This window comes from Micromonospora sp. WMMD980, from assembly GCF_029626035.1.
Lineage (GTDB): Bacteria > Actinomycetota > Actinomycetes > Mycobacteriales > Micromonosporaceae > Micromonospora.
Genome location: NZ_JARUBE010000003.1, coordinates 6315112 through 6328215, shown reverse-complemented (window position 1 = coordinate 6328215; position 13104 = coordinate 6315112). Strand labels below are relative to the sequence as shown.

Genomic DNA, 13104 nt, shown 5'->3' with positions numbered 1-13104 from the left:
CTCGGGTCAGAAGCCCGGGCCGTGCTGGTGACCGTGGCCGTGCGAGTGGCCGTGGCCACCGGCGGCGGCCGGCTCCGGCTCGGCCGGCTTCTCCACCACGAGGCTCTCGGTGGTGAGCAGCAAGCCGGCGATCGAGGCGGCGTTGGAGACCGCGTTGCGGGTCACCTTCACCGGGTCGAGGATGCCGGCCTTGGCCAGGTCGACGTACTCGCCGGTGGCGGCGTCGAGGCCGGTGCCCCACTCCTGGCCGACGACCTTCTGCACCACCACGTAACCGTCGTGGCCGGCGTTCTGGGCGATCCAGCGCAGCGGCTCGACGAGCGCCTTGCGCACGATCGAGACACCGACCTTCTCCTCGCCGGTGAAGCCCAGGTCGTCGTCGAGCACCGGGAGGATCTGGGCCAGCGCGGCGCCGCCGCCCGGGACCGTACCCTCCTCGACCGCGGCCTTGGTCGCGGCGATGGCGTCCTCGATGCGGTGCTTGCGCTCCTTCATCTCGACCTCGGTGGCCGCGCCGACCTTGATCACCGCGATGCCACCGGAGAGCTTCGCCAGCCGCTCGGAGAGCTTCTCCCGGTCCCACTCGGAGTCCGAGGCCTCGATCTCCTTGCGGATCTGGGCGACCCGGTCGGCGACCTCGGCGGACTGGCCGCCACCGTCGACGACAGTGGTGTTCTCCTTGTCGACCACGACGCGACGGGCGGTGCCGAGCACCTCCAGGCCGACCTGGTCGAGCTTGTAGCCCAGCTCCGGGGCGACCAGCTCGGCGCCGGTCAGCACCGCCATGTCCTGCAGCATCGCCTTGCGGCGGTCGCCGAAGCCGGGGGCCTTCACCGCGCAGACCTTGACGGTCTTGCGGATGGCGTTGACCACCAGCGTGGAAAGGGCCTGACCCTCGACGTCCTCGGCGATGATGAGCAGCGGCTTGTTGTTCTGGAGGACCTTCTCCAGCAGCGGCAGCAGCTCCTCGATCGCCGAGATCTTCTGCGTGGTGATCAGGATGTACGGGTCCTCCAGGACCGACTCCTGCGACTCCACGTCGGTGACGAAGTTCGGCGAGATGAAGCCCTTGTCGAACTGCAGACCCTCGGTCACCTCCAGCTCGGTGGTGAGCGCGGAGCCCTCCTCGACGGTGATCACGCCGTCGCGGCCGACCCGCTCCATCGCCTCGGCGATCAGCTCACCGATCGTGGCGTCCTGCGCGGAGACGGTCGCCACGTGCGCGATCGACTCCTTGCTGGCGACCTCGACGGCCTTGCCGAGCAGCGCCTCGGAAACCTTGGCGGCGGCCGCGTCGATGCCCCGCTTCAGGCCGGTCGGGTTGGTGCCCGCGGCCACGTTGCGCAGGCCCTCGCGGACCATGGCCTGGGCCAGCACGGTCGCGGTGGTGGTCCCGTCGCCGGCGACGTCGTTGGTCTTGGTCGCCACCTCCTTGACCAGCTGCGCGCCGAGGTTCTCGTAGGGGTTGGTGAGCTCGATCTCCTTGGCGATGGTCACGCCGTCGTTGGTGATCGTGGGCACACCGAACTTCTTGTCCAGGACGACGTTGCGCCCGCGCGGGCCGAGGGTGACCTTGACCGCGTCCGCGAGGGCGTTGACACCGTGCTCGAGCAGGTGCCGGGCGTCATCCGAGAAGCTCAGGATCTTTGCCATCAGTATCCCTTCGAAGCGACGTTGCCCCGGCCCGGCGAGCCGGACCGGGGCAACGACACTGATCGGTTGCTTACTTCTCGATGACCGCGAGGACGTCGCGGGCGGAGAGCACCAGGTACTCCTCGCCGGCGTACTTGACCTCGGTGCCGCCGTACTTCGAGTAGAGAACGGTGTCGCCGACCTTCACGTCGACCGGCACGCGGTTGCCCTTGTCGTCGATCCGGCCCGGGCCGACAGCGAGGACGGTGCCCTCCTGCGGCTTCTCCTTGGCGGTGTCGGGGATCACGATGCCCGAGGCGGTGGTGGTCTCGGCCTCGTTCGCCTGCACCACGATGCGGTCCTCGAGCGGCTTGATCGCAACCTTGGTCGCGGTAGTCACGGGCATACCCTCCTGGGGTACTTGGTGTCGTTACCGGTCGGCGTGCCGACCAGCGTCAATCTGCCACATGCCACCGGGCGGGGCCGTCGTCGCGGGTGCCGGTCCGCCTGGCGTTCAACCCGCGGGCACCAGAGCCCGAGGGTTGGCACCCTCAGGGTGAGAGTGCTAATCGCAGGTTATTCCTCGGCTAGCACTCCGTCAAGGAGAGTGCCAGCGCCACGCCCACCGTGTCGCCTCCACGGCGGGTCGGGAGAATGGTCGGGTGGATCTCGACCAGCTCACCGCGCTGCGTACCCCCGAGGGGTCGGCCGCGCTCGCGGCGGCGGCGGAGGTGGCCGGCGGCGACCCGCTGGCGGCGGCGGCCGCGCTGCGCTCGGCCGGGATCCCGGGTGGGCTCGCGGCGGCGGCGCTGACCCAGGCGGAGCTGCGCCGCCGGGCCGCCGGCAAGTTCGGCGCCGCAGCAGCCGGGATGTTCCTCACCCGGGCCGGGCTGGAGCAGGCCACCCGCCGGCCGGTAGCCGACCGGCGAGCCGCCCGGCTGCGCGACGCGGGCGTGACCCGCCTCGCCGACCTGGGCTGCGGGCTGGGCGCCGACACGCTCGCCGCGGCCCGCGCCGGCATCCGGGTGTACGGCGTGGAGGCCGACCCGGTGACCGCCGCGATGGCCGCCGCGAACGCCGAGGCGGCCGGGCTGGCGGAGTTGGTCACGGTCGAGTGCGGCGACGCCACCGCGTTCGACGTGTCCCGGGTCGACGGCGCGTTCTGCGACCCGGCGCGGCGGCGGGCCGGCACCGGCCGGCGCATCTTCGACCCGAACGCCTACTCGCCGCCGTGGGACTTCGTCACCGGGCTGGCCGCGCGGGTGCCGCACACCGTGGTCAAGGTGGCGCCCGGCCTGGACCACGCGCTGATCCCGGCCGGCGCCGAGGCCGAGTGGGTGAGCGTGGACGGCGACCTGGTGGAGGCCGCGCTCTGGTGCGGCCCGCTCGCCGGCGTCCCCCGCCGCGCCACAGTGCTGCGGAGCAAGGAGGGGCCCCCGGTTAACGCCTCCGGTAGAGGAGGGGCCCCCTTTTATCACCTCACCGGCACCGGAGCGGACGAGGCGACGGTGGGCCCGGCCCGGCGGTTCCTGTACGACCCGGACCCGGCCGTGGTGCGCGCCCACCTGGTCGCGGAGCTGTCCGCCGACCTCGACGCCACACTCGCGGACCCGTCGATCGCCTACCTCTATGCCGACGTGGCGCGACCCACCCCGTTCGCCCGCTGCCTGGAGATCACCGACGTGCTGCCCTTCTCGTTGAAGCGGCTGCGCGCCCTGCTGCGGGAGCGCTGGATCGGCCGGGTGGAGATCCTCAAGCGGGGGTCGGCGCTGGAGCCGGAGAAGCTGCGCCGCGACCTGCGGCTGGCCGGCGACGAGCCGGCCAGCCTGGTGCTGACCCGGGTGGCCGGCGCGCCCACCGTGCTGATCTGCCGCCCGGTGCCGGCCGCCGGCTGACCGGCGGCACCCGCCGCCGCGGCGCCCGTGCCGGGTCGCCGCGACCCGGCGGCCGGGTTAGCTTGACGGTCATGGCGGGACAGGGCACTCCGGCGACCGCGCTGCTGACCAGGCGGAAGGTCGCGTTCACCACGCATCCGTACGACGTGTCGCCGAACGCGCCGAACTATGGCGCGCTTGTCGCCGACGCCCTCGGGGTGCCACCGGAGCAGGTGTTCAAGTCGCTGGTCACCGACGTGGACGGCGGGCTGACCGTGGCGGTGGTGCCGGTGACCGGGAACTGGACCTGAAGGCGCTGGCCGCGGCCGTCGGCGGCAAGCGGGCCGTGCTGGCCGACCGGGTCACCGCCGAGCGGGCCACCGGGTACGTGCGGGGCGGGATCAGCCCGCTGGGGCAGCGGAAGCGGTTGCCGACAGTGGTCGACGCGTCCGCGTCGGCGTTTCCGGCGGTGTACGTCTCGGCTGGCCGCCGGGGTCTCCAGTTGCGGCTCGCGCCGGAGGATCTGGTGGCGCTGATCGGGGCCGTGACCGCCCCGATCGCGGCCGGCTGAACCGGACGCCTGGAAGCGTTTCCGCAGCCGGTGTCGGTGGGGTGACAACCGCGTTGCTGAATTGTTACCGCCGCCAACAAACTTCTGACCTCGACACTCTTGCGGAGCGCGGGAAGCGCGGAATACGTTGCCGGACACAACAAAACAACCGGACGCAACTCCCCCACCCCGAAAGGACCCGTGCACATGCGCAAGGGCTTCCTCACCTTCGCGGCCGTCGGCCTCCTCGCGACCGGCGGCCTGACCGCCTGCGGTGACGACGGCGGTTCCGACCAGGCCGGCGGTTCGAACGACAAGAAGCCGAAGATCGGCGTGATCCTGCCGGACAGCAAGTCCTCCGCCCGCTGGGAGGGCGCGGACCGCAAGTTCCTCAAGGCCGCGTTCGACGCCGCCGGGGTCGAGTCCGACATCCAGAACGCGCAGAACGACAAGACCGCGTTCCAGACCATCGCCGACCAGATGATCACCAACGGCGTGAACGTGCTGATGATCGTCAACCTGGACTCCGGCACCGGCAAGGCCGTGCTCGACAAGGCCAAGTCGCAGGGCGTGGCCACGATCGACTACGACCGGCTGACGCTGGGCGGCTCCGCCCAGTACTACGTCAGCTTCGACAACGAGGCCGTCGGCAGGCTCCAGGGCGAGGGCCTGGTCAAGTGCCTGACCGACAAGGGCGTCAAGAACCCGGCGATCTCCTACCTGAACGGCTCGCCGACCGACAACAACGCCACCCTGTTCAAGAACGGGTACGACTCGGTGCTCAAGCCGAAGTTCGACGCCAACGAATACACCAAGGTCGCCGACGACTCGGTGCCGGCGTGGGACAACGCGCAGGCCGCCACCATCTTCGAGCAGCAGCTCACCAAGGCCCGCGGCAAGATCGACGGCGTGCTCGCCGCCAACGACGGTCTCGGCAACGCGGCCATCTCGGTGCTGAAGAAAAACAAGCTCAACGGCAAGGTCCCGGTGACCGGTCAGGACGCCACCAAGGAGGGCCTGCAGAACATCCTCGCCGGTGACCAGTGCATGACCGTCTACAAGGCGGTCAAGAAGGAGGCGGACGCCGCCTCCGAGCTGGCCATCGCGCTCGCCAAGGGCGAGAAGAAGGACACCGGCCAGACCGTCAAGGACCCGGAGGGCAGCCGGGACGTGCCGGCCGTGCTGCTGGAGCCGAAGGCCATCTACAAGGAGAACGTCAACGAGGTCGTGGCCGACGGTTACGTCACCAAGGAAGAGCTCTGCACCGGTGCGTTCGCCAAGCTCTGCACCGACGCCGGCGTGAGCTGACCCCCTCCCGCCTCAGGCGGCGCCGCCCGGCACGGGACCACTCCCGTGCCGGGCGGCGCCCACGCCGGACGGGCTCCGAGACCTCCCTCCGCCCAAAGGAGACCCCCGTGTCCGCAACCCCCCTGCTGGAGCTACGCGGGATCGACAAGAGCTTCGGTCCCGTCCAGGTGCTGCGTGACGTCACCTTCGCCGCGCACCCCGGCGAGGTGACCGCGCTGGTCGGCGACAACGGCGCCGGCAAGTCGACCCTGGTCAAGTGCATCAGCGGCATCTACCCCACCGACGCCGGCAAGTTCCTCTTCGACGGCCGGCCGGTGAGCATCAGCAGCCCCCGGGACGCCGCCGCGCTCGGGATCGAGGTCGTCTACCAGGACCTGGCGCTCTGCGACAACCTCGACATCGTGCAGAACATGTTCCTCGGCCGGGAGAAGCGCAGCGGCATCGTGCTCGACGAGCCGACCATGGAACAGATGGCCGCCGAGACCCTGGACGGCCTCAGCGTCCGCACCGTGAAGTCGTTGCGCCAGCACGTGTCCAGCCTCTCCGGCGGGCAGCGGCAGACGGTGGCCATCGCCAAGGCGGTGCTCTGGAACAGCAAGCTGGTCATCCTGGACGAGCCGACCGCCGCGCTCGGCGTCGCGCAGACCGCCCAGGTGCTGGAGCTGGTCCGCCGGCTGGCCGATAACGGCCTGGCCGTGGTGCTCATCTCGCACAACATGAACGACGTCTTCGCCGTCTCCGACCGGATCGCCGCGCTCTACCTCGGCCAGATGGTCGCCCAGGTGAAGACCACCGACATCACCCACTCGCAGGTGGTCGAGCTGATCACCGCCGGCCGCTCCGGCGACCTCGGCCTCGCCGGCGAACCGGGCAGCAACGGCGCCGGCGCCGCGCCCGCCGACACCACCCCAGGAGCCGTCCGATGACCGCCACCGCCGTGAAGAAGGAACGCCCGGCCGGCCTGGCGCCGGCGCCGACCGTCGGCAACCACGTGCACAACTACTGGCGCCGGGTACGCGGCGGCGACATTGGCGCGCTGCCCGCCGTGGTCATGCTGCTGGTGCTCGCCGTGGGCTTCTCGATCGCCCGCCCGTCGTTCTTCACCGCCGGCAACCTGGCGAACCTGTTCACCCAGGGCGCCGCGGTCACACTCATCGCGATGGGCCTGGTCTTCGTCCTGCTGCTCGGCGAGATCGACCTCTCCGCCGGCTTCGCCAGCGGCGTCTGCGCGGCGATCCTGGCCAACGTGGTCACCGTGCTCGGCTACCCGTGGTACGTGGCGGTGCTCGCCGCCATCGGCACCGGCGTGGTGATCGGCCTCGTGCTCGGCCTGCTGGTGGCGAAGGTCGGCATCCCGTCCTTCGTGGTCACCCTCGCCGGCTTCCTCGCCTTCCAGGGCGTGGTGCTGACGCTGATGGACGACGGTGCCAACATCGCCGTCCGGGACCAGGTGCTGGTGGCGATCGCCAACCGCAACCTCCCGCCCGTGCTGGGCTGGGCACTGGCCGTCGCGGCCGTCGCCGGGTACGCCGCCGTGCAGCTCCTGCGGCACCGCAACCGGTCCGCCCGCGGCCTGCTCACCGACCCGATCGCGGTGGTGGCCGCGCGGATCGGCGGCCTAGCCGTGATCCTCGGCGTCGCGGTCTACGTGCTCAACCTGGAGCGCAGCCGCAACGTCCTGGTGGTCTCGCTCAAGGGCGTGCCGATCGTGGTGCCGATCATCGCGCTGCTGCTGGTGATCTGGACGTTCGTGCTGCACCGCACCAGCTACGGCCGGCACATCTACGCGGTCGGCGGCAACGCCGAGGCGGCCCGCCGCGCCGGCATCAACGTGGACAAGATCCGCATCTCGGTCTTCGTCATCTGCTCCGGGATGGCCGCCATCGGCGGCATCGTGGCGGCCAGCCGGGCCAACTCGGTCGACCCCAACACCGGTGGCAGCAACGTGCTGCTCTACGCCGTCGGCGCGGCCGTCATCGGCGGCACCAGCCTCTTCGGCGGCAAGGGCCGGGTTCTCGACGCCGTGCTCGGCGGCGCGGTGGTCGCGGTGATCGACAACGGCATGGGACTGATGGGATACAGCTCGGGCGTCAAGTTCGTGGTGACCGGCGTGGTCCTGCTCGCCGCGGCAACCATCGACGCGCTGTCGAGGCGGCGAGCCGCCTCGACCGGCACGCGCTGACCCCGGGCACGGACACCCAATGGCAGTGGCAATGCGCGCGGGTCCCAGTCAGGACGAGATCCGCCGGCAGAACCTGGGCGCATTGCTCCGCTACGTGCACGTGCACGGGGCCACCAGCCGCGCGGAGCTGACCACCGCGCTCGGGCTCAACCGCAGCACCATCGGCGCGCTGACCGCCGACCTGGCCGGCGCCGGTCTGGTCAGCGAGGGGACGCCGAAGGAGACCGGCCGGGCCGGACGACCGTCACTCGTCGTCCGGCCCGAGTCGGGACGGGTCTACGCGTACGCGTACAGCGTCGAGGTGGACCGGCTGCGGGCCGCGCGGGTCGGGCTCGGCGGCGAGGTGCTCGACCGCCGGGAGCTGGACCGACCGCGCAACCTGGTCGCCGGGGAGGCCGCCCCGCTGCTGGCCGGCGCGGTCAAGGAGATGCACCAGACGGTGCCGGCGGAGTCGTTCTGCGTCGGCGCCGGGGTCGCGGTCTGTGGCATGGTCCGCCGCGACGACGGGCTGGTGCGGCTCAGCCCCACCACCGGCTGGGTGGACGAGCCGATCGGCGCGGCGCTCGCCGCCGAGCTGGGCATCGACGTACCGATCACGGTGGGCAACGTGGCCGACGTGGCCGCCTTCGCCGAGCACGCCCGCGGCGCCGCCACCGGCTGCGACAACGTCATCTACCTCTACGGCGACGTGGGCGTGGGCGCCGGCATCATCGCCGGCGGGCGACGGCTGACCGGGCACGGCGGCTACGGCGGCGAGGTCGGGCACATGGTGGTGGTCCGCGACGGCGCGCGCTGCGACTGCGGCCGGCGCGGCTGCTGGGAGACCGAGATCGGCGAGTACGGGCTGCTGCGCGCCGCCGGTCACGCCGAGGCACGCGGCCGGGAGGCACTGCTGGGCGTCTTCGACGCCGCCGACCGGGGCGACGCCCGGGCGCAGAGCGCGGTCCGGCAGGCCGGCGACTGGCTCGGCTTCGGCGTGGCCAACCTGGTCAACATCTTCAACCCCGAGATGGTCATCTTCGGCGGCACCATGCGCGACCTCTACCTGGCCGCTGCCGCCCAGGTGCGCAGCCGGCTCAACCGCAACGGGCTGCCCGCCTGCCTGGAGCACGTGCGGCTGCGTACCCCGGAACTCGGCGACGACGCGGCGCTGATCGGCGCCGCCGAGCTGGCCTTCGAACGCCTCCTGGCCGACCCGCTGAACTGATCGGCCCGGTGATCCGTACCAGTGTGCGGGCGGCCGGTCGGCTCGGCCGTCCGCGACCGCGTAGCGGTCCGGACCGAGGAGGCAACCCAACCATGGCATCGCTGGAATCCGCACGTCGCCGGCTGGCGCACCGGGTGACCCTGCTGCTCGTCGCGATCGGCGCGGGGATCGGCGTTCTTCCGGGCGCGGCGCAGGCCGCCCCCAACCCGGGCGTGCAGATGAACGCCGCCGACATGACGCTGCTCAACGGCGTCCGGCTGGCCGGTCTCTGGGAGATGCCGGCCGGGACGATGGCCGCCGAGAAGGGCCAGTCCCCCCGGGTCCGGGAGGTCGGCGCGGAGATCGCCCGGCAGCACGGCGTGCTGGACCAGTTGGTGGTCGAGGCGGCCAACAAGCTGGGCGCGGTGCTGCCGGCGGAGCCGACCACCCAGCAGAAGGGGTGGCTGGCCGAGATGCAGAACGCCAACGGCGCCCAGTTCGACCAGATCTTCGTCACCCGGCTCCGGGTCGCCCACGGCAACATCTTCCCGGTGATCGGCGCGGTCCGGGCCAGCACCAAGGACCCGGTCGTGCGCAAGCTCGCCGAGGACGCCAACACGTTCGTCAACGACCACATGACCATGCTGGAGAGCACCGGACTGGTCCGCTGGCAGCAGCTGCCGCCGCCCGCGCTGCCGGCGGCGCAGAGCGACTCGCTGGTCGCCGCCGCCCAGGCCAACGCGGCCAGCGGCGGCGGGATCCAGGTGGGCACCGGGATCGTGTGGGCGGTGTTCCTGATCGCGCTGGGCACCGGCGGGTACACGACCTGGCGGCTGATGCGCCGCTCGTGACGGGTTGTTAAGAGGGGCCCCTTCCTCTACGCCAGGCGTTAAGAAGGGGCCCCTCCTTACGCCTCAGCCGTGCCAGGAGCGCCAGAGGGCCGCGTACGAGCCGTTGGCGGCGACCAGCTCGTCGTGCGAGCCCAGCTCGACGATCCGGCCGTCGGCCACCACCGCCACCCGGTCCGCGTCGTGCGCGGAGAAGAGCCGGTGCGCGATGGCGATGACGGTCCGCCCGTGCAGCACCGCCGCCAGCGACCGCTCCAGCGCCCGGGCGGCCCGCGGGTCGATCAGCGAGGTGGCCTCGTCCAGCACCAGCGTGTGCGGGTCGGCCAGCACCAGCCGGGCCAGCGCGAGCTGCTGCGCCTGCGCCGGGGTGAGTGGGTGCCCGCCCGCGCCGACGACCGTGTCCAGGCCCGCCGGCAGCGCCCGCGCCCAGTCCAGCGCGTCCACCGCGGCCAGCGCGGCGCGCACCTCCGCCGGCCCGGCGGCCGGACGGACCATCGCCACGTTGTCGGCGAGCGTGCCGATGAACACGTGGTGCTCCTGGCTGACCAGCGCCACGTGGCTCCGCAGCTCGTCCAGAGGCAGGTCGGCGAGGGGTCGACCGTCGACGGTGACCGCCCCGGCGCTCGGGGTGTGCACGCCGGCCAGCAGCCGGCCCAGCGTGGACTTGCCGGCGCCGGACGGACCCACCATGGCCAGCCGCTCCCCCGGCCGGGGCACCAGCGTCACGCCGTGCAGCACGTCGTGACCCGCCCGATAGGCGTACCTGACGTCGTGCGCGGCCAGCCGGCCACCGGCATCGCGCCGGCCCGCGCCGGTGGGCGCCGGGGACGCGTCGTCCGGCTCGACGGCGACGCCGAGCAGCCGGGCCAGCGAGGCGCCACCCACCTGGAACTCGTCCAGCCAACCGAGCAGCCGCTCGATCGGGTCGGTGAGCTGCTGGGCGTAGAGCGTGGCGGCGGTGACCTGGCCGAGGCTGGCCCAGCCCTTCAGGTGGAACCAGCCGCCGATGAGCAGGGTGGCCACCATCGGCACCAGGTAGCCGAACTCGGCCACCGGCCAGAAGACGGTACGCAGGTGCAGGGTGTAACGCTCGGCCGCGTACGACAGCTCGATGTCGGCGTCGCCCCGGGCCCGGCGGCGGGCCGCCTGGCGCAGCGCCTCGGTGGTCCGCGCGCCCTCGACCGTCTCGCTGATCCCGTCGGTGATGTCCGAGTAGGCGGCGTTCTCCCGCAGGTAGCCCTGCGGCGCGCGGCGCAGGTACCACCGGGTGCCGGCCCAGAGCACCGGCACCGCGAGCAGGCTGGGCAGCACCAGAAGCGGGCCGGTCAGCACCAGCGCGCCGAGGATCAACACCACGGTCAGCGCCGCGATCAGCGTCTCCGGCCCGGCGAAGCGGACCGTCCGGGACAGCGCGGAGACGTCCCGCGAGGTGCGGGTGAGCAGGTCACCGGTGCCGGCCCGTTCCACCGCCGACAGCGGCAGCGCGAGCACCCGGTCGACGAACTCCTCCCGCAGCTCGGCCAGGACCCGCTCGCCGAGCCGGGCGGAGGCCAGGTGCGCGAAGCGGACCAGCACCGACTGCACCACCACGAACGCGGCGATCGCGGCCACCACCCGGTCCACGGTGGTCGCGGCGACACCCCGGGAGATGCCCTCGACCAGGTCGCCGAGGAGGCGCGGGGTGACCAGCCCGGCCGCCGCGGCCAGCGCGTGCAGGCCGAGCACGGCGGCCAGGCCGCGCGGGTGCCGGCGGACCAGCTCCCGCACGTACCGGCGGACCCGCGCGCCGTCCGCGACGGGCAGCGCGTTGCTCATCGGTCCTCCTCCCGGCTCACCGTGGCCGCGTACCGGGGTTCGGTGGCGAGCAACTCCTCGTGCCGGCCCTCGGCGACGACCTTGCCGTCCTCCACGAAGACGACGTGCTCGGCGCGCCCGAGCATCAGCGGGCTGGTGGTGCAGACGAGCGTGGTGCGGCCGCGCCGGGCCGCGCCCAGCCGGTCGGCGACCCGCGCCTCGGTGTGCGCGTCCACCGCGCTGGTCGGCTCCACCAGGATCAGCGTCTCCGGGTCGGCGACCAGCGCGCGGGCCAGCCGCAGCCGCTGCCGCTGCCCGCCGGAGAACTCCCGGCCACGCTCGGCGACCGCGCCGTCCAAACCGCCGGGCAACGCCTCGACGACGTCAGTCGCGCTCGCCGCGACCAGCGCCGCCTCGACGGTGGCCCGGTCGGCCCGGTCGTGCGGGTCCAACTCCGCGCGGAGCACGCCGCTGAACAGTTGCGCGTCGTTGTCGGCCACCAGGATCCGCTCCCGCACCGTCGCCAGCGCCACGTCCCGCAGCGGTACGCCGTGCAGCGTCACGTCCCCGTCGGCGTACCGGCCGAGCCGGTCGGCGATCTCGGCGGCGTCCTGCGGGGCGGTGGCGGCCAACGCGGTGAGCCGGCCCGGCCGCAGCGCCAGCCCGGAGCGCACGTCGACAAGTTCCCCGGGCCCGGCCGGCACCGGCAGCGGGCGGGCCGGGTCGGTGAACTCCGGCGCGAGCCGGAGCAGCCGGACCACCCGGCGGGCCGCGACGTGCCCCCGGGTCAGCTTGTCGGCCGCCTCGGTGAGGTTGCGCAGCGGGCTGACCAGGAACGCGGTGTAGCCGTAGAAGGAGACCAACTGCCCGGCGGTGATCTCGCCGCGCAGCGCGTACCGGGCGCCGAGCCAGGTGACCAGCACCACGAAGACGCCGGGCAGCAGGATCTGCGCGGCCTGCAGCAACGACTCCACCCGGGCCACCCGCAGGCCGTCGGCGCGCAACGCCTGCGACCGTTCCCGGTAGCGGGCGGCCAGCACCGGTTCCCCGCCCAAGCCGCGCAGCACCCGCAGGCCGGAGACGATGTCCGCGGCCCGGGCGGTGAGCCGTCCGGTGGACTCCCGGTAGGCCGCCTGCTTGTGGTGCAGCGGCCGGATCAGCAGCGAGACCAGCGCCATCAGCAGCGGCACGCCGAGCACCACCACGAGGCCGAGCGGCAGGGAGGCGTCGAGCAGGATGACCGAGACCGCGACGATGCCGACCACCGCCCCGGTGCCCCGGGCGGTGATGTCGACCGCGCTGCCGATGTGCTCGATGTCGGACGTGCCGATGCTCACCACCTCGCCGGCGGCGACCCGGCGGGGCAGCGCCGCGCCGAGCCGGTTGGTGGCGTCCACGGTGACCTGCACCGTGCGGTACGCGGCGCCGAGCCAGTTGTGCACCGCGCAGCGGTGCCGCAGGATGCCGGCGCCGGCCTGCACCAGGCCCAGCCCGAGCAGGACGAGCGCCCAGCGCAGCAGCGCGTCGGGGCCGCGTTGGGCCAGCCCGGCCTCCACCGCCCGCCCGATCGCGGCCGGCACCAGCGCCTGGGCAAGCATCCAGATCACGCCGAGCGTGATGCCGCCGCCGAAGTAGACGGGATGTCGCCCGGCGAGCCACACCAGGTAACGGGTGGCGGACCGCGCGTCGGGAGTGCCGGGATCGCCGGCGGGTGAGAAGCGCCGCACCCA

10 protein-coding genes and 1 pseudogene are annotated in these 13104 nt (G+C 72.9%); 7 read left to right on the top strand and 4 right to left on the bottom strand.

Features of this window, described 5'->3' with window-relative positions:
* Nucleotides 1-6: 6 nt before the first annotated feature.
* A complete protein-coding gene (gene groL / locus O7618_RS30035) occupies nt 7-1653 on the bottom strand; it encodes a chaperonin GroEL (RefSeq protein ID WP_278109496.1) in 1647 nt (548 codons plus the stop codon).
* Nucleotides 1654-1723: 70 nt separating this feature from the next.
* Nucleotides 1724-2038 (bottom strand): co-chaperone GroES, encoded by a 315-nt coding sequence (gene groES, locus O7618_RS30030; RefSeq protein ID WP_088998427.1) that lies wholly within the window; start codon nt 2036-2038, stop codon nt 1724-1726.
* Between the two features lie 256 nt (nt 2039-2294).
* On the opposite strand from groES, the gene O7618_RS30025 reads away from it, so the two are divergent.
* The 7 genes and pseudogenes from O7618_RS30025 (at nt 2295) to O7618_RS29995 (ending at nt 9583) form a co-directional block, all read left to right on the top strand.
* Entirely contained in the window at nt 2295-3527 is a 1233-nt protein-coding gene (locus O7618_RS30025; RefSeq protein ID WP_278109495.1) for a class I SAM-dependent methyltransferase, read from the top strand.
* Between the two features lie 71 nt (nt 3528-3598).
* Nucleotides 3599-4077: pseudogene (ybaK, locus tag O7618_RS30020) on the top strand (Cys-tRNA(Pro) deacylase).
* A 186-nt stretch (nt 4078-4263) separates the two neighbouring features.
* Nucleotides 4264-5364, top strand: a complete 1101-nt coding sequence (locus O7618_RS30015) for a substrate-binding domain-containing protein (protein ID WP_278109494.1) — start codon at nt 4264-4266, stop codon at nt 5362-5364.
* Between the two features lie 107 nt (nt 5365-5471).
* Nucleotides 5472-6290: an ATP-binding cassette domain-containing protein gene (locus tag O7618_RS30010; protein WP_278109493.1), complete on the top strand. Its 819-nt coding sequence runs from the start codon at nt 5472-5474 to the stop codon at nt 6288-6290.
* Nucleotides 6287-7546, top strand: a complete 1260-nt coding sequence (locus tag O7618_RS30005; protein ID WP_278109492.1) for an ABC transporter permease — start codon at nt 6287-6289, stop codon at nt 7544-7546. The genes O7618_RS30010 and O7618_RS30005 overlap by 4 nt, the downstream gene beginning before the upstream one ends.
* Nucleotides 7547-7577: 31 nt before the next feature.
* Nucleotides 7578-8753, top strand: a complete 1176-nt coding sequence (locus O7618_RS30000; protein WP_278109491.1) for an ROK family protein — start codon at nt 7578-7580, stop codon at nt 8751-8753.
* Between the two features lie 92 nt (nt 8754-8845).
* The gene (locus O7618_RS29995; RefSeq protein WP_278109490.1) at nt 8846-9583 is read left to right on the top strand and encodes a DUF4142 domain-containing protein; all 738 of its coding nucleotides are present in this window, start codon (nt 8846-8848) and stop codon (nt 9581-9583) included.
* 63 nt (nt 9584-9646) lie between these two features.
* Here the strand turns inward: O7618_RS29995 and O7618_RS29990 are convergent, their stop codons facing one another.
* Nucleotides 9647-11395 (bottom strand): ABC transporter ATP-binding protein, encoded by a 1749-nt coding sequence (locus tag O7618_RS29990; protein WP_278109489.1) that lies wholly within the window; start codon nt 11393-11395, stop codon nt 9647-9649.
* Nucleotides 11392-13101, bottom strand: a complete 1710-nt coding sequence (locus O7618_RS29985) for an ABC transporter ATP-binding protein (protein WP_278109488.1) — start codon at nt 13099-13101, stop codon at nt 11392-11394. Before O7618_RS29985 ends, O7618_RS29990 begins: the two co-directional genes overlap by 4 nt.
* Nucleotides 13102-13104: the final 3 nt, after the last annotated feature.